The organism is Maribacter arenosus, assembly GCF_014610845.1.
GTDB classification, from domain to species: Bacteria; Bacteroidota; Bacteroidia; order Flavobacteriales; family Flavobacteriaceae; genus Maribacter_A; species Maribacter_A arenosus.
Map to the genome: position 1 here is coordinate 1 of NZ_JABTCG010000006.1, position 18247 is coordinate 18247.

Annotated in this window: 10 protein-coding genes and 1 rRNA gene; 5 read left to right on the top strand and 6 right to left on the bottom strand. The window is 40.0% G+C overall.

The window, feature by feature from the left end; translation table 11 throughout:
- Together rrf and HPE63_RS15925 are read left to right on the top strand one after the other, a co-directional pair.
- A 5S ribosomal RNA gene (gene rrf / locus HPE63_RS18670) occupies nucleotides 1-82 on the top strand; the annotation flags it as partial.
- 254 nt (nucleotides 83-336) lie between these two features.
- The gene (locus HPE63_RS15925; RefSeq protein WP_188315301.1) at nucleotides 337-546 is read left to right on the top strand and encodes a hypothetical protein; all 210 of its coding nucleotides are present in this window, start codon (nucleotides 337-339) and stop codon (nucleotides 544-546) included.
- 78 nt (nucleotides 547-624) lie between these two features.
- Here HPE63_RS15925 and HPE63_RS15930 read toward each other — a convergent pair whose 3' ends face one another.
- From HPE63_RS15930 to HPE63_RS15955, 6 genes are all read right to left on the bottom strand, one after another.
- The gene (locus tag HPE63_RS15930; RefSeq protein ID WP_188315302.1) at nucleotides 625-1896 is read right to left on the bottom strand and encodes a hypothetical protein; all 1272 of its coding nucleotides are present in this window, start codon (nucleotides 1894-1896) and stop codon (nucleotides 625-627) included.
- 11 nt (nucleotides 1897-1907) lie between these two features.
- Entirely contained in the window at nucleotides 1908-2861 is a 954-nt protein-coding gene (locus HPE63_RS15935) for a hypothetical protein (protein ID WP_188315303.1), read from the bottom strand.
- A gap of 260 nt (nucleotides 2862-3121) precedes the next feature.
- Entirely contained in the window at nucleotides 3122-7039 is a 3918-nt protein-coding gene (locus HPE63_RS15940) for a hybrid sensor histidine kinase/response regulator transcription factor (RefSeq protein WP_188315304.1), read from the bottom strand.
- A 168-nt stretch (nucleotides 7040-7207) separates the two neighbouring features.
- Nucleotides 7208-8674 carry a glutamate synthase subunit beta gene (locus tag HPE63_RS15945; RefSeq protein WP_188315305.1) on the bottom strand — a complete coding sequence of 489 codons (1467 nt, stop codon included), beginning with the start codon at nucleotides 8672-8674 and terminating at the stop codon, nucleotides 7208-7210.
- 8 nt (nucleotides 8675-8682) lie between these two features.
- Complete coding sequence (gene gltB, locus HPE63_RS15950) at nucleotides 8683-13191, bottom strand: glutamate synthase large subunit (protein WP_188315306.1); 4509 nt, start codon at nucleotides 13189-13191, stop codon at nucleotides 8683-8685.
- Nucleotides 13192-13497: 306 nt separating this feature from the next.
- On the bottom strand, nucleotides 13498-14640 hold the full coding sequence (locus tag HPE63_RS15955; protein ID WP_188315307.1) for an acyl-CoA dehydrogenase family protein: 1143 nt from the start codon (nucleotides 14638-14640) through the stop codon (nucleotides 13498-13500).
- 270 nt (nucleotides 14641-14910) lie between these two features.
- Between HPE63_RS15955 and HPE63_RS15960 the strand changes: the two genes are divergently transcribed.
- From HPE63_RS15960 to HPE63_RS15970, 3 genes are read left to right on the top strand one after another with little or no spacing between them, the layout of a single operon-like run.
- Nucleotides 14911-16143: a Glu/Leu/Phe/Val dehydrogenase gene (locus tag HPE63_RS15960; protein WP_188315308.1), complete on the top strand. Its 1233-nt coding sequence runs from the start codon at nucleotides 14911-14913 to the stop codon at nucleotides 16141-16143.
- A gap of 18 nt (nucleotides 16144-16161) precedes the next feature.
- Nucleotides 16162-17496, top strand: coding sequence for a sodium:proton antiporter NhaD (gene nhaD / locus HPE63_RS15965; RefSeq protein ID WP_188315309.1), 1335 nt, complete (start codon nucleotides 16162-16164; stop codon nucleotides 17494-17496).
- Nucleotides 17497-17546: 50 nt separating this feature from the next.
- A complete protein-coding gene (locus HPE63_RS15970) occupies nucleotides 17547-18239 on the top strand; it encodes a MotA/TolQ/ExbB proton channel family protein (protein WP_188315310.1) in 693 nt (230 codons plus the stop codon).
- Nucleotides 18240-18247: the final 8 nt, after the last annotated feature.

An 18247-nucleotide genomic window follows, 5' to 3' on the forward strand; every position in this document is an offset into this window, starting at 1 on the left:
TTACCATTCCGAACAGGGAAGTTAAGCCCGTCTGCGCCGATGGTACTGCCACACCAGGTGGGAGAGTAGGCCGCCGCCTTCCTTGAAGCCCCCCGCAGCAATGCGGGGGGCTTTTTTTATGCCATCGTACCCTAAGGCATTGGGACGGCATGATCCTTTTTTGGTATTTTGAAGAAAAATTGAAATCAAGGTGGCGAGCTGTCTTCCATAATCCGGGAAAATGGTTGGAAGCTAATTCACTATTAGGAAGATGGGAATGACGAGCTCTATCATCTAAAATTAGATGATGGTGAGCGGTATAAATGATTTAAGGAAAATCCCGTTATTTCAGGACAAATGCGAACTAAGTTATTGGATGGGTTAGCAGATGTTGGTGCAAACATGCCAAGCCTGGATATTGAATATGATAGCATTCTTGCCAAAGAAACACATCAAATAATAGTCAATGAAAAATGGCCGAGCTTAGAACAAGCTAGAAAAGAAATGTTGTTGCCGTATTTTTCACCTGACGAAGATTGGTGGGGCAACGCTATTATCGATGACTGATGTTTACCATGGACTTTTAAAATTTCCAATTGTCCCTCCACCTAACGTAGAGGGACTTTCTTTAAATCTTTTTATTTATTATTCCACTGAAGTAACCCTAAACTTATAGGGCGAATTCCAATGCTCAGGTAGGTCTTGGTCATCATTTACAACGGTTGGCCTATTGCCACCAATATTAATTCTAATTATGTAAGTTCCTTCCTCGAGAGTTGAATCTGTTAGTGTATTATAAATCGAACCATTACTTGAAATCTCACCTGATATTTCTTCGTAGGAAGCAACAATTGCAGATTCATCTTGCTTTGCCAATTGTACGCTAACATTGATACTTGAAGGCACTTCGAGCATCTCAACTTTAATTCTACCAGGTTCCCTAAGCTGTACTTTATAAAAATCATAACTCTGCGGGTCTCCATAAATAACACTATTATTTATATAACCAGTGATTGCATAGGCTTCTATAATCTCGTTCTTGGGAATTGCCTTTGCTTCTGAAAATTCGTCGTTAGGCTCATAACAATCTACTATATCTGTATAGCTCCAAATAATTTCATAGGGAGTAGGGCTGGTGCCTGCGGGTACATGAGATGAGTAATGTGCTGCAATATCATAACTTACCCCTGGATAGACTAAAAAACTAGTTGTTCTGGTATTTTCGTCGCTCGTAGCCGCCGCCGTACTATTGGAGATAGCACCCGTGGTATCGTTAGATGATGTAACTTTTAGGCCTGGTACAACACCACTGTCATTAGTAAGGACAACTGTATAGTATCCACCACCAGGACTGGTTACCGCAGGTAAAAGACCTGTATATAAATCTGTTTCATTTATGGCATCCCAGAATTCGTTAATCGTATTCCCATCATTCATAGGTTCATATGGCATACAATCATTGAATTCTGCAAAATCGCGTACCCATTTTTGAATGTTGCCAGCTCCAGCTGCTGCAACCGAAATACGAAGCGTATCGTCGGTTCCAATTTCCATTTGAGCATTATAGTAGTTGTAGTCACTACCCAATTCAGAATAATCATAATTCTCTTCATCCCTGGATAGGATATCCTTCCACTTGATGTCATCTTTGTCAAAACCTGAGTCTTGTGCTAGGATTATGACTCCTTGTTCTTCAATCACTCTTACAAGCATTCCGTTATTTGATGGATTATTACCTGCAACCCTAAACCAGTCTCCTTGCAAGGCTTCAACATTATTGGTGGGTGTTTCAGGCTTGGGATTTTCATTTTTTGGATTTTCGGTATTCTGTTGCTCTTTTGGGATTTCAGGGGCATCCTCAGTAGTGCAAGCCATTGTAAATAATAATACGAATAGTGTTTTTACAATTGTTTTCATATGGAATGATTTTAATTAGTTATTGAAAATTTGTAAAATAATTTTTTCTCATCCGCTGCGGGCACCTCAGAAACTAGAATATAATTCCCCGGGGTAAGGTCTACTTCAAAATACCCGGTGGTGCCACCTGGCAGGTTGTTCATGCCTCCCAAAAAAGTAAATCCATTTGGGGCCGGGCTTCTCAATCCCATAGGGTTCATCCAGTTCAACCATTCCAATAAATCGGGTAATTCGGCAGAATCGTCATAGCGTACTAGATTGATGTCGTGTCCCAAAAAGTGTTCATATACAGTCTGGTCCTCAAACTGCACTTGAAAGATTTGCTTTCCAGAAGAAATGCTATCCTTCAGTGCGATGCCTTTTGTGCTTGAAATGTTGACATGGACAGTTGCTTTTGGAGGTTGTAATAATGTTTTGTTTTCGGTTACCATAATTTGCTTGTACATACCATGGCTGGTATGCCAAGTGCCGTCTATCATCTTCACATAACATTCCATTATATAGAGTCCAGGTTCAAGAAAGACGGTGCTTTTCGCGGTGTTTTTAGGAGAAATAAGCCCTGTACCACCCATGTACCTTACCTTTTGAAACCATTCTGGTAACTTGCCAAAAGCCAATACGGCATTGTCCATATCACCGTCCAGGATATTTTTCATGCCTTCCTCGAAAGGGGGAAGAATATCGTTTTTGGTATCCAATGCAGTTTTACCAGTTGGATATAGATCCAGTAATATAAAATGGACTTCTTTCGACTCATTTGAATAGGTCAACGTGTTCCAGCCAGAATTAAGCGTGTCTTTGGAGATAAACTCCATACCACGGGTTAGTATGTTGACCATGCCGGAAGTTTTATCAATGGTCCCCGATTCAAGTTTTGACTTTTCACTTTTAGGGTTTTCCTTGCACCCTAATAATCCCAGAAATAAACCGCTCCAAATGAACAGTTGTTTGAATTTAGCTTTCATTCGATGGATTTTATTTTTTATAAATGTTGAATGTTTTTATCACTTTATTGTTCTCCAATATTTTCAACTTGTATGTTCCTTTTTCCATATGATCAATAGGAACATAGATGCTACATCTATCTGTTTTGAACAATTTTAAATACATGTTTAAATTTTAGAACAGGGTAAATGTAGTATAGGAATTTGTATAGGGATTGTAGATATGTTCCAAAGGCTAAAACATATGTTACACCAAACGTAACTAGCTTATAAACAGATTGTTAAATCTTAAATGCTGTAGGGGTTTTACCAAAATGTTCTTTAAAACAGCGATTAAAGTATGACGGGGTGGAAAAACCTACTTGATAGGCAACCTCAGAAACAGATGCATCTGTATTGAGCAATAAATCACTTGCCAGTTTTAATCTTTGTGAACGTATGAATTCTGTGGTAGACATTCCTACGATAGCCGTAAGCTTACGGTGTAACTGTGTCCTGCTCATACCCATTTGCCTGCAAAAAAATTCGCTATTGAAATCTGGGTCCGAAATATGGGTATCCAAAACCTTTTTAAGTTGACTAAGGAACCTACTTTCTGTTGAAGTAATTGCAATATCTGGTGTGATGCTCAAATATTGACTGAAATGCTTTTGTAATTTGAGGCGTAGATCTATTAGTTTTTGAACAGTAATCACCAATTTTTCACGATTAAAGGGTTTGTTGATGTATGCATCGGCCCCGGTTCTTAGACCTTCAATCTCATGTTGCTCCCCGCTTTTGGCAGTTAAGAGAATAATGGGGATATGGCTGGTTCTAGTGTCAAATTTTAAAGTATTGCACATTTTGATACCATCCATAACCGGCATCATAACATCACTGATAATCAAATCAGGATTTAATTCAAATGATTTTTGTAAACCCTCTTCTCCATTTGTGGCTTCTTCAATCCTGTAATTGGTTTTAAATATGGATTTGATGTATTGTCTAATATCTGGGTCGTCTTCTACCAGTAAGAGCAATGGCTTTTGGCTGCTTCGCTCTAATTCAGTAGAATTATTCAATGCATAATCCACATTTGAATCAATCTTTTTTACCTCTTTTGACCTAGAAATTTCATTTGTTGCGAAGTATGAGGCTTCTGTAGGTATGTTAACGGTAAACTGCACTCTATTTGCATGGTCTAATTGGGCTATTACACTTCCGTGTAAACGAGTCGTTAACTCCTTAACCAGAGACAAACCTATTCCCGCTCCATTATTATTTTTATCTGTTTGATAAAACCTATCAAATATTCTGGAGAGGTCTTCTTGTGCAAGCGAATGCGAATCATTTATGACACTTACGATCAAGTGATGCTCTTGTTGTTGTGCATTAAATGTTATTTTTCCTTTGGACGAAGTGTATTTAATGGCATTGGAAAGTAAATTTGAAATTATTTTTTCTAAAGCATCGCGATCAAACCAGGCTAATTTTTGGACTTTAATCTGCTGCTCAAAATCAAGCCCTTTTACTTTTGCTTGAAATTCAAAGGAACTCAAAACTTCATTAAGAAATATTTTTAGATTATCCTCACTTACATTCAATTCCAACTTTCCAGATTCCAATTTGGAAAGGTCAAGCATTTGATTGACAAGGTTCAACAACCGGTCTGCACTTCTTTTGACTAAATTCAGTTCTTTTTTGTCCTGCTCATGAAGCCCTTTTTTTGCAAGTTGGTTTTCTACAGGTCCGGAAATAAGTGTCAACGGAGTCCTGATTTCGTGCGAAATATTAGTATAGAGGCGGTTTTTTAATTCATCCAGTTTTTGCAGACGCTCTTTTTCATCGTGCTCTTGGGCAAGTTCCATTTTCATTTGCCAACGCCATCTTAAATAATGATAGATGCCAAATAATATGAACAACAATGCCAATACATACCCAGCTTTGGCCAAATTGGTCCAATACCAAGGTTTTAAGATGGTAAATGAATATTTGGTAGGTTCTTTGTTCCAAATACCGTCGTAATTGCTAGAAAGTACCTGAAATTCGTATTTGTTCGGGGGCAGGTTGGTATAGTGTGCCACATTGTTATTGCCGGCACTGATCCATTCGGCATCGTTGTTTACCAGTCGGTATTTATATTGGTTCAATTCTGGTTGTGCAAATTGTAGGGAAGAAAAAGTGAACGATAGGGTATTTTCAGTGTGCCCAAGTTGTAATTCATTTGAAAAAGGAATTTCTTTATTGAATACTTCCAGTTTGGTCAATGCGGTTTTTGGAGGGACAGGATTTGTTTTGAGGTCCTTTGGGTTAAACCAATTAAGCCCTTTTATTCCTCCAAAATATAAAATGCCACTAAGATTTTTATGAAAGGCCCCAGCATTAAATTCGTACGACTGTAACCCAAAGTAATTGCTGTAATTTTCTATATCTGAAATGGAATCATTTTCAATTTTGAGTTTAGTAATTCCTTTGTTGGAACTTAACCATAGATTTCTTGAAGCGTCAGGTAAAATGCCATAAATAATATCATTGGGCAGACCTTCTTTTCTGGTGTAGGTTTTTATAGTATTTTCTTTAATGTTGTATGATTTTAAACCATTACCGTTTGTGCCAATCCAAAGCACGGAATTGTCATAGTGCAACGAATAAATCCTATCAGATATACCTTCAACTGGCAAAAATTTGTTCTCCAGTATGTCAAGACGGTATAGTCCGTCAAATTCCGTTCCTACCCAAAGGGTGTTTGTATCACCTTGCGCAATAGTATTAATATCCTGTTCAACGGTACTTATATAGTAGTTTGAAGCCAAGCTTGAATTTTCCGAAGTAAATTGTTTCGTTACACCTTGGTCTTCATCAAATTGCAAGAGACCATGGTTAGTACAAAGCCACATATTCCCCTTAACATCCTTAAAAATTTTTAAAACAGTAAATGGTGCTGTTTTTTTATAGGAAGTCATTTTACCATTGGCATCCAACTTTTGAAGTCCATTGTTCAAATGCCCAATCCATAAACTGCCTTCATCATAAAACAAGCTAACAATTCTATTTCCCAAAAGATCTGAATTCGCAGACGAATAAGTGATATAATTTTGGGCAACTAAATCTATCTTGGTCAATCCTTGGTCTTTAGTGCCAACCCATATGGTTTTGTCGTCACTGGTGGTAATGGCTCTTATACCATCTATATTAACATTTTGAGATACCTGATCATCTGTCAGTACATTGAATTTTTTTAAGTAAGCATCATAGTAACATACCCCGTTTCCTTGTGTTCCTATCCAAATGACGCCTGCATTGTCTTCAAGCATAAAAAACAAAGAATTGGAACTAAGCGCATACGGGTCGTTCTTGTCATAAATAAAGTTTTGAATGGTTTTTAAATTGAAATCCACCAAAAAGACACCAAGCCTTTCAGTGGTAATCCAAAGCCGATCTTGTTTGTCGACCAAAAGGTCTTTAACAATTAAATTTCCGGGAAGGGGATCGTTGTCAAATCCTGTAAATGATTTGAAGCCAGGATCGTTTTTAGACTTTAAGTAGAGTCCTTTCTCATAGCTCCCTAGAAATATGGTGCCTGTCTTGGATTTTGCGAACCGACTGAATATGGTTTCAGGAGCAAGCTCAATAAACTGGTAGTCATCATCTTTGATCTCAATGATGCCATCATCTGTAGTTGCAAGAATGGTCTTGTCATCTGTCTCCAAAAAACTGCATACTGCAAAATGTCTATCTTTTGGTTTTAGGATTTGAAGCGTATCCTTGGTTTGATGGTCTATTTTGAAAAGCCCTTCCCCATAAGTGCCAATGTAATAATTTTGGTTGGTATCTTGAGCGATTGTGATTACCTGTTCAAATTTAGGTACTTCATGAAAACTATCAGTTTCATGTTGGTATCGATTTAATTTTCCTGAATTGGCCACGACCCATAATATCCCAGCTCTATCAACAAATAATTCTCCGGATATATACTTTACTTCTCGTTTTGTCTCACCGGAGGTGACATTGTAGTGTGTAAATTCCCTACCATCGTATTTATTGAGGCCATCTTCGGTATTAAACCATATAAAACCGATTGTGTCTTGAGCAATACTTAAAACACTATTTTGAGAGAGTCCTTCGTTTACTGTTAAATTACTGAAGGAAAATTGCTTTTGTATTGAGGATTCTTTTTGACTATGTAAAATAGGACAACTGACCAAAAAAGATATGGTCAATATTAAAAAGTTTAATGTGAATGAACAATTGTTGAAAGGGAGCTTTTTTTTTCTAGAAATAGTTTGCAGCATCTCACAACATTTTAAACAAAGGCAGGGTGGGACATTAAATTAATTTTACATCCCAAAAGATAAGCATTTATTAAATGTCACAACATAAAAACAATTTTATACCCTAGGCAAATCACCTTCACCTTTCAATGGCAGTTGTGATTCCCCCATGAGGTACGTATCTACATGAAAAGCCGCTTGTCTGCCTTCCGCTATAGCCCAAACAATTAAAGATTGGCCCCTTCTCTGATCTCCTGCAACAAAGACACCGGGTACATTGGTCATATAATCATTCTCAGAGGCCTTAATGTTTGTTCTTGGATCGGCTTCCAAGGCCAATTGTTCGGCAATGGTCATTTCAGAACCTGTAAACCCAAGAGCCAAGAGCGCTAATTCACATTTCCATTCTTTTTCAGTGCCCGCTACTTCTTTGAGCATCGGCCGCTTGCCCGGTTCCTTGATCCATTCAACCTCAGTGGTTATTAATCCTTTAAGATTACCTTCTTTATCCCCGATAAATTTTTTGGTAGAAATACTGAAAAAACGTTCGGCCCCTTCTTTATGGGATGAGCTAGTTCGAAGCCGCATTGGCCAAAATGGCCATGGTTGATCTTCCGGTCGCTCTGTTGTGCCCATCGGCATAATTTCAAAGTTGGAAACCGACTTCGCACCATGTCTTATGGAAGTACCGATACAATCCGATCCCGTATCACCTCCACCAATAACGATGACATTTTTGCCAGTGGCCAGAATTTCCTCCCCTAAATCCCTGATCCCATCGACCCGTCGATTATTTTGGCCTAGAAAATCCATTGCCTGAACCACACCCTTAAGATCCGCTCCTTCTATGGGAAGGTTTCTTCTAACCGTTGCTCCCCCACATAATACCAAGGCATCAAAATCATTCTTTAGTTGGTCCGCTTTGATATCAACACCGATATGAACCCCACATTTGAATTCAATGCCTTCTTCTTTCAACACCTCCAACCTTCTATCGATGACTTTTTTTTCCATTTTAAAATCTGGAATACCGTAGCGAAGAAGTCCTCCTGGTTTTTCATCCCTTTCATAAACAGTAACCAAATGCCCCGCTCTATTCAATTGTTGTGCTGAGGCCAAACCTGAAGGTCCGGAACCTATAATCGCTATTTTCTTTCCTGTACGTTTTTTTGGGGGTTTGGGTTTTATCCATCCATTGCTGAAAGCAGTCTCAACGATATTTTTTTCAATGTTTTCAATGGTTACGGGATCTTCATTAATCCCAAGCACACAGGCTTCCTCACATGGGGCTGGACATAATCTACCCGTAAATTCCGGGAAATTATTGGTGGCATGCAGAATTTCAGCCGCCTTTTCCCATTTACCTTTATACACGGCATCGTTAAAATCTGGAATTAGGTTGCCCAAGGGACAACCACTATGGCAAAAAGGAATACCACAATCCATACAGCGGGCTCCTTGTTCTTTCAATTGTGATTCCTTCAGCGGAATTGTAAACTCCTTGTAGTTTTTTACGCGTTTGTCTACCGGAGCGTATTCCTCTATTTTTCTATCGAATTCCAAAAAACCTGTTATCTTTCCCATGCTTCGATTTATATTGTTTGTAATTTTTCCTTTTCTAACCGAATCAACGCTTGTTTGTATTCCTCAGGAAATACTTTAACGAAATCGGGAAGACATTTCTCCCAATGCTCTAAAATACGTTGTGCTAATGGACTCATCGTATAATTGTAGTGACTTTCAATAAGCTCCCTAAGCTCGTTTATATCCTGATCTTCCTCGACAGGTAATAGGTTTAAGGCCTCTATATTACAATTTTTTTCAAACGTCTTGTTTTTATCGTAGACATAGGCGATGCCACCACTCATTCCAGCTCCAAAATTACGCCCTACTTCTCCAAGAATAACAGCTACGCCCCCGGTCATATATTCACAACCATGGTCACCGATACCTTCAACTACGGTTTTTGCCCCTGAGTTACGAACACAAAAACGCTCTCCTGCCTTACCATTGATATAAGCTCTTCCTGCAGTAGCTCCATAAAGGGTTACATTCCCGGTAATGACATTTTCCTCAGGAATAAGGGTCGACCCTTCGGGCACCTTGATCACCAATTTTGCTCCGGAAAGTCCTTTGCCCAAATAATCATTGGTGTTGCCATTGACGGTCATGGTAAGTCCCCTGGTTGCAAAAGCTCCAAAACTTTGTCCTGCAGAGCCAGTGAAATTCAATTTAATGGTATTTATAGGTAGACCTTGTGCCCCATAAACCTTGGAAATTTCATTACTGATAATTGCTCCAATGGCCCTATCGGTATTTTTTATTGGAAAATCCAAAGAGATCTTTTCTTTTCTAAATAAAGCTGGATGTGCTTTTTCCAGGATTTCAAATTCTATTGATTTATGTACATCATGTACTTGTTTTTGTGTATTGTAGAATTTGGTGCCCTTAGGAACATCTATTTCATGAAGAATTGGCGTTAGATCTATTCCATTTGCCTTATAATGATCAATAGCTTTTTTTCGGTCTAATTTTTGGACTTGTCCCACCATTTCGTTTACGGTCCTAAACCCTAGTTGCGCCATGATTTCGCGAAGTTCTTGTGCAACGAAATACATATAATTGACTACATGTTCGGGCTTACCTTTGAATTTTTTACGTAATTCCGGGTTTTGGGTCGCAATACCCACAGGGCATGTATTAAGGTGGCATACGCGCATCATTATACACCCGGATGCTACTAAGGGTGCCGTTGCGAATCCGAATTCCTCTGCGCCCAAAAGACATGCTATAGCAACATCGCGGCCTGTTTTCAATTGTCCATCACATTCAAGGACAATTCTATTTCGCAGATCGTTCAGGACCAAGGTTTGTTGTGCTTCCGCGATTCCCAATTCCCAAGGAAGCCCCGCGTGTTTTAAAGAGGTCAAGGGGGAGGCCCCTGTACCGCCATCAAATCCAGAAATAAGAATCACATCCGCCTTTGCTTTGGAAACCCCTGCGGCAACAGTTCCAACACCGACTTCGGAAACCAATTTAACGTTGATACGTGCCTTCCGATTCGCCGATTTTAAATCAAAAATCAACTGGGATAAGTCTTCTATTGAATAAATATCATGATGTGGTGGTGGGGATATCAACCCCACATAAGGTGTTGAATTTCTAGTTTTCGCAATGGCCGGATTGACTTTAGGGCCAGGTAATTGTCCCCCTTCTCCGGGTTTTGCCCCCTGTGCCATTTTAATTTGGATTTCCTGGGCGTTCGTTAAATAGTTGGAAGTTACCCCAAACCTGCCGGATGCTACTTGTTTAATGGCACTGTTGCGCCAGTCGCCTGTCTGGTTTTTATAAAAGCGATCCGCATCCTCACCACCTTCGCCAGAATTACTCTTACCACCAATACGATTCATGGCAATGGCCAGGTTTTCATGCGCTTCTTTGCTTATCGATCCATAGGACATGGCCCCGGTCTTGAAGCGTTTTACAATTTGTGTCCATGGTTCAACCTCTTCCAATGGAATAGGATCGTAGTTGGAAAATTCGAACAATCCTCGAATGGTCATCAAGTTTTTTGATTGCTCATTCACCATCGCAGCAAACTCTTTATATGTTTCGGGTTCATTACCACGAACGGCTTTCTGGAGTTTGGCAACCGATAGGGGGTTGAACATATGCTTTTCGCCGTTTCTTCTCCATCGATATTCCCCACCGATTTCTAAATCAAGATTGGCCGCGACTTCTTTTTTGGCATAAGCCCTATGATGTCTTTTTGCGATTTCCTTCTCTATTTCATAAAGCCCTACACCTTGGATTCGGGTTGGCGTATTGGGGAAATACTTGTTTACTACTTTGGTATTGATCCCTATGCACTCGAACAGTTGGGAACCTCGATAGGAGTTCAAGGTGGAAATCCCGATTTTGTTCATGACCTTAAGAATGCCTTTTCCAATGGCCTTATTGTAATTATTTATCGCCTCTTCAAACGTGAAGTCAGTAATGTCGTTTTCTTCAATCTGTTCTGCAATGATTTCATTGACCAGGTACGGGTTTATGGCACTGGCACCGAAGCCGAACAATAAGGCGAAATGATGAACTTCGCGTGGCTCCGCAGATTCAATAATGATACTTAGCTTTGAACGATTCCCATTTTTTCGAAGACCACTATTTACATACGAACAGGCCAATAAGGCAGGGATAGGAGCCATTTCCTCATTAGTATTCCTATCTGAGAGTATTATTATATTTGTGTCCTCATCGATTGCTCTTGAGGCTTGCTGTAAAATGGATTCAAGCGCATCTTCCAAGCCATTGAGACCTTTTACTATCTCGTACAGCATTGGAATTGAGACTACCTTATAGTCCGGGCTGGCATCGTAATTCTTTATTTTGTCCAAATCTTCCTTAGAAATGACCGGATTTTGGATTTTTAATTTTCTACAATGCTTTTCGGTAATTTCAAAAAGGTTATAGTCACTTCCCAAGGTAAGACTAATATCGGTAATCAATTCCTCGCGAATCCCATCCAAAGGTGGGTTAGTGACCTGTGCGAACAATTGCTTAAAATAATTATAAATATGTTGTGGACGTTCGGACAGCACAGCAATTGGGGTGTCAGAACCCATGGATCCAATGGGCTCCTTGGCTGTTTTGCCCATGGGAAGGATTATGGTATTTATATCCTCCAGGGTATAACCAAAAACAGCCTTACGTTTTTCCAAGGAGGCTTCCCCAAGAAAAAGTGGACAATCATTATAAGGAATATCCCTTAAGTGCACTAAGTTATCATCCAACCATTTTTTATAGGGATGGCGCTTTGCAATCTCTTCCTTTATTTCTTCATCATTAATGATTCTACCTTCCTCCATGTTCACTAGGAACATTTTACCAGGCTCCAATCTTCCGTGAAATTCAACATTTTCCGGTTTAATTTCAATAACCCCGGTTTCAGAGGACATGATGACATATCCATTTTTGGTCACAGTATATCTGGAAGGTCGTAGCCCATTTCTATCTAAAAGTGCACCGATATAGTTCCCATCGGTAAAGGGTATTGAAGCGGGTCCGTCCCAAGGTTCCATGGTGCAGGAGTTGTACTCGTAGAAAGCACGTTTTGCCTCGGACATTTCGGTATTTTTTTCCCAGGCTTCAGGCACGAGCATCATCATCGCCTCCGGCAGTGAGCGGCCGGTCATTAGCAGCAGTTCAACGACCATATCCATGGTGGCGGAATCTGATTTTCCAGGTAGGATAATGGGCAGTATATTTTTAATGTCATCACCAAACCAATCACTTTCAAATAACTCTTCGCGCGATTTCATTCGCGATACATTCCCTCTTAAAGTGTTTATCTCCCCATTATGGCACATGTACCGGAAAGGTTGGGCAAGGTCCCAGGTGGGGAAGGTATTGGTAGAAAAGCGTTGATGTACCAAGGATAGTCTGGTAACAACCCTTGAGTCCATTAAATCTGTGTAATAAAGGCTAATATCCTTCGGCATTAATAGCCCCTTGAAAATGATGATCTTAGTAGAAAGGCTAGGGACGTAAAAGAACTTGCTTTCCGATAACTTGGAATTTAATATGGCATGTTCGGTCACTTTTCTTGCGATGAACAATTTCAAGTTAAACTGAAAATCATCCTGCTCCGGATTCCCTTTGGAAATAAAAACTTGTTTTACAAAAGGTTCGGTTTCCATGGCAATACGACCGGGTATCGACCGGTTTACTGGCACGTTACGCCAACCAAGTAATTGTAGGCCTTGGGATTTAATATTCTTTTCGAATTCTTCAATACAGAAAGCTCTTTGATTCTCCTTTTGTGGAAGAAAGACGTTCGCAACGGCATAAGCCCCTGCCGCCGGCAGTTCAAAATCGCAAACATCGGTAAAGAAATCATGGGGTATATCTATAAGTATTCCGGCCCCATCACCGGTTTTGCCATCAGCACTTACCGCACCACGGTGCTCAAGTTTATCCAAAATCTCCAACGCCTTATGGATAATGTCGTTCGACTTTATTCCTTTTAGGCTACATATAAAACCGGCGCCACAATTATCGTGTTCAAATTCCGGCAGGTATAACCCTTGTTTTATCAACTTCATAAATTATGGTATTTGTACAAAAATATTATATAATATGAATTATGTTCATCATTGGGCCGTTTTGTAACAAAAAAAATCAACGTTTTTAAATAAACACCTAAATAACCTAAATATCGGATTTTTAGGCAGGATTTATTGTGAAATCCGTAAATGGTAATGGTAAGTTAAACGGTGTTTTCGACTGAAGTTACAATAAATTAAATCTCGACAAAAGAACATTAACACCTTGCGACTTCACGTTCATTCAAATGAATCATCGCAAAGGCCATAAAAACAATCCAATGAGTTATTGCATCGCGTTTACTTCTAATTCCGTGTGATACTTCGTGAAATTACGATTTTCTGGATTTCTGAAGTGCCCTCATAAATCTGGGTAATCTTGGCATCACGCATTAAGCGCTCTACATGATAATCTTTGACAAAACCGTTACCCCCATGAATTTGGACGGCTTCTATTGCAGTGTCCATAGCCACTTGGGAAGCGTAAAGTTTGGCCATGGCACTGGACAGGTCATAGTTATTGCCTTGGTCTTTGTCCCACGCCGACTTATAGACCAAATATCTTGCAGCTTCGATTTGCGTGTGCATATCGGCCAACTTAAAGGCTATGGCTTGGTGGTTTGCTATTTCGGTGCCGAATGCTTTTCGTTCTTTGGAATACTTCAACGCCAATTCATAGGCGCCGGCAGCGATACCCAAAGCTTGGGCTGCGATACCAATTCTACCGCCAGACAAGGTTTTCATGGCAAATTTAAAACCAAAGCCGTCTTCGCCTATTCTATTTTCCTTTGGGATTTTTACATCATTGAAGTTCAAAGAATGGGTGTCACTACCACGTATTCCCAGTTTATTCTCCTTAGGGCCAATTTGAAAACCCTCCATACCTTTTTCTACAATCAAGGCGTTGATTCCCTTATGCCCTTTGTCCCTATCTGTCTGTGCAATTACCAAATAAATTTCTGCAGTACCACCATTGGTAATCCAGTTCTTTGTTCCATTTAAAATGTAATGGTCCCCTTTATCGATTGCCGTTGTCTTTTGTGAAGTGGCATCGCTTCCTGCCTCTGGTTCTGAAAGACAAAAAGCTCCTATTATTTCCCCTGTGGCTAAACGTGTGAGGTATTTTTGTTTTTGTTCTTCGTTGCCAAAAGCTTCCAACCCCCAGCATACCAATGAATTGTTCACTGATACCACAACCGATGAGGAAGCATCTATTTTTGACAATTCTTCCATAACCAGGGCATAGGAAACCGTGTCGAGACCACTACCTCCATATTTCGGGTCCACCATCATTCCAAGAAAACCCAATTCGCCCATTTTCTTTACTTGTTCAGTAGGAAATTTTTGGGCTTCATCACGTTCAATAACCCCAGGTAACAGCTCATTTTGAGCAAAATCACGGGCGGCTTCCTGAATCATTCGTTGTTCTTCGGATAAGGTGAAATCCATAGTCTTAGATATTGGTTATTCTAACAAATATACAGTAATGTTATAAATTTTCTTTGGCTTTGGGAAGTTGTTTTAAAGCGTAAAAATTTTGAGTTTAAAAGGTAGAAAGGCCTTTTTTTAATTTCTGTATTTTATATTTGTTCGATCGAATTCTTCAAATTGATATAAACCTAAGATTATCAGACATCACTATCCTAAAAAGGGGAAGAGGTGAAAGATTTTTTTGAGTATGGGGAGGAAATCAAAGTCAGGTCATCAGAACAATAATTCATGAAGAAACTTCTTCAAGCTTACGAGAATAAACCACCAGAAATAGTCTTTAACTGGAAAGATCCGGAGACTGAGGCCGAAGGATGGACAGTTATCAATTCACTTCGGGGTGGTGCAGCTGGTGGCGGTACTCGAATGCGGGAAGGCTTGGACCTAAACGAAGTGCTTTCCCTGGCCAAGACCATGGAAATAAAGTTTACTGTTTCTGGGCCTCCAATTGGTGGTGCCAAATCAGGAATCAACTTCAATCCCCATGATCCAAGGAAGAAAGGGGTTTTAGAAAGGTGGTACCATGCGGTAGCCCCATTATTGAAAAGTTATTACGGTACGGGTGGTGATTTAAACGTGGATGAAACGAAGGAAGTAATCCCTATTACGGAAGATGCAGGGGTATGGCATCCGCAAGAAGGGGTTTTCAATGGTCATTTTAAACCCACAGAGGCTGATAAGATAAATAGGATCGGTCAATTACGGTTAGGGGTTATAAAACCTCTAGAGACGACGAAATACTCACCTGATGTTCCTAGAAAATATACCGTGGCCGATATGATAACAGGTTATGGTGTAGCGGAAGCTGTTCGGCATTATTACGATATTTTTGGTGGCAATGTTATGGGCAAGCGAGCGGTTATTCAAGGTTTTGGGAATGTTGGTGGCGCTGCCGCTTTTTATCTGGCCCAAATGGGGGCCAAGATTGTCGGTGTTTTGGATAGAACCGGGGGAGTTATCAAAGAAGACGGATTTTCGTTTGAGGATATAAAAGAATTCTATTTAAATAAACAGGGCAATAATTTAATGGCCAGTGCGGATCAAATGATTCCCTTTGAGGAAATCAATGAAAGAATCTGGACGCTACGGACTGAGATATTCGCACCTTGTGCAGCTTCAAGACTTATTACGAAAGATCAGATTTCACAAATGATCGATACAGGTCTCGAAGTCATCTCATGTGGGGCCAACGTGCCTTTTGCAGACAAGGAAATTTTCTTTGGTCCTATTATGGAATATACCGATGGCAAGGTGAGCCTAATACCCGATTTTGTCTCAAATTGTGGCATGGCCAGGGTTTTTGCCTATTTTATGGAGAAAAGAGTGGGTATGGATGATGATTTAATATTTAAAGATACCTCGAATACCATTAGAAAAGCAATTTTGAATATCTTTAAACAAAATCATTCAAAATTGAATTTAAGTGCAACCGGATTTGAAATTGCGTTAAAGCAATTAGTTTAAATTAAACCAATAGTATATATGGAAACCATTATTATCATCGTTTTTTTAGCAGGTTATCTTGCTATTACCCTCGAGCACAATCTTAAAATCGACAAACTGATCCCTGCCCTTGCCATGATGGCCTTATTGTGGGCGATTATCGCATTGACACATATGGATGTTTTTGAGGTGAATGCGGAACTTAGGGAACTGGAACCTACACATCTGGATGAGATATTGCTCCATCATTTGGGAAAAACGGCAGAGATATTGTTTTTCTTGCTAGGTGCGATGACCATAGTTGAGATTATAGATTATTTCGACGGGTTTGCGACGATAAAGGGTTTTATTAAAACCAAGAGCAAAAGAAAATTACTTTGGTTGTTCTCCATATTGGCGTTTATTCTATCCGCGATAATCGATAACTTGACAGCGACAATTGTATTGGTCACCATCTTACAAAAGGTCATTAACGATAGAAATACCCGACTATGGTTCGCCGGTATGATTATCATTGCAGCCAATGCCGGAGGGGCGTGGTCGCCTATAGGTGATGTTACAACGACTATGTTATGGATAGCGAACAAAGTTACTGCCTTGCAATTGATAGAACATGTTTTGATTCCTTCAATCGTTTGTATGGTGGTACCTGTTCTCTTCGCCATTCAAAATAAGGCTTTTAAGGGAGAAATTGACGGCGATCTGGATGAGGAACCTCCAAAGTCTAAGTTTGGCTCCACGATGCTATACTTAGGATTGGGTTCCATCGTTTTTGTTCCTATATTCAAAACCGTGACCCATTTACCCCCATACGTTGGTATGATGCTTTCTTTAGCGGTAGTTGCAACATTCGCAGAAATATATAGTAGTTCAAAATTCAGTATATCAAATGTAGAGGGGGAAGATCATGATACTACAGGTCATCATAGCCCGGTACACGCCTCGTTATCTAAAATTGAATTACCAAGTATATTGTTCTTTTTGGGAATCTTATTAGCGGTGGCGGCATTGGAATCCCTCGGTATTTTATTCCATGCTGCAGCAAGCTTGAATGAGGCTATACCTAACACCGATATTGTGGTCATGCTCTTCGGTGTGGGTTCCGCTATCATAGACAATGTGCCCTTGGTTGCGGCCAGTATGGGTATGTTCTCTGAAAGCATAGACAACCCATTATGGCATTTTATCGCTTACTCCGCCGGAACCGGGGGCAGTATGTTGATAATTGGGTCAGCGGCCGGTGTAGTGGCCATGGGTATGGAGAAAATAGATTTCTTCTGGTACTTGAAGAAAATAGCATGGTTGGCATTGGTCGGTTTTCTGGCTGGTGCGGTAGCTTTTGTTTTAATGCGAGATTTTGTGTTAAACGCATAATTTAATCGATAAAACACCGTTATTAAGGCAAATTAAAGAAGAGAAACTATATGTCAATGTTACAAGATCTTGCACAAGACCCTGCAGTGGGTGAAATTCTATCCGAAGAAAAGACACTCTCGGTCATAGATTTGATTTTTAGTGGTGGTACGGGTAGTATCGTTATTATTTCCGTACTGTTTTTAATGCTTTTTGTTGCGCTGTACATTTACTTCGAGCGCATCTTTGCCATCAAGGCGGCTTCGACTATAGATAAGGATTTTATGAACCAGATTCGGGACCATGTCACTAATGGTAAATTGGAGGCCGCAAAATTATTATGTGCCCAAACCGATTCTCCAGTGGCCCGATTAACCGAAAAAGGGGTATCCCGTATTGGCAAACCTTTGGATGATATCAATACGGCCATAGAAAATGCAGGTACACTGGAAGTCTATAAATTGGAGCGGAATGTAAGTGTTTTGGCCACCGTTGCCGGTGCAGCTCCCATGATTGGTTTCTTAGGAACCGTTATTGGGATGATTTTGGCATTCCACGAAATGGCCTCCAGTGGGGGACAGGCTGAAATGGGCTCTTTGGCTTCCGGTATCTACACGGCCATGACCACTACGGTAGCCGGTTTGATTGTAGGGATTATTGCCTATATAGGGTATAACCATTTGGTAAATAGAACGGATAAGGTAGTACACAAAATGGAAGCCAATGCAGTTGAGTTCTTGGATCTTTTGAACGAACCACTTTAGGCCCGTAA

Excerpts from the sequence above, each read along its gene's own strand:
- HPE63_RS15925 (WP_188315301.1), top strand. The coding sequence starts at position 337 with ATGCGAACTAAGTTATTGGATGGGTTAGCAGATGTTGGTGCAAACATG.
- HPE63_RS15930 (WP_188315302.1), bottom strand. The coding sequence starts at position 1,896 with ATGAAAACAATTGTAAAAACACTATTCGTATTATTATTTACAATGGCT.
- HPE63_RS15935 (WP_188315303.1), bottom strand. The coding sequence starts at position 2,861 with ATGAAAGCTAAATTCAAACAACTGTTCATTTGGAGCGGTTTATTTCTG.
- HPE63_RS15945 (WP_188315305.1), bottom strand. The coding sequence starts at position 8,674 with ATGGGAAAGATAACAGGTTTTTTGGAATTCGATAGAAAAATAGAGGAA.
- gltB (WP_188315306.1), bottom strand. The coding sequence starts at position 13,191 with ATGAAGTTGATAAAACAAGGGTTATACCTGCCGGAATTTGAACACGAT.
- HPE63_RS15955 (WP_188315307.1), bottom strand. The coding sequence starts at position 14,640 with ATGGATTTCACCTTATCCGAAGAACAACGAATGATTCAGGAAGCCGCC.
- HPE63_RS15960 (WP_188315308.1), top strand. The coding sequence starts at position 14,911 with ATGAAGAAACTTCTTCAAGCTTACGAGAATAAACCACCAGAAATAGTC.
- nhaD (WP_188315309.1), top strand. The coding sequence starts at position 16,162 with ATGGAAACCATTATTATCATCGTTTTTTTAGCAGGTTATCTTGCTATT.
- HPE63_RS15970 (WP_188315310.1), top strand. The coding sequence starts at position 17,547 with ATGTCAATGTTACAAGATCTTGCACAAGACCCTGCAGTGGGTGAAATT.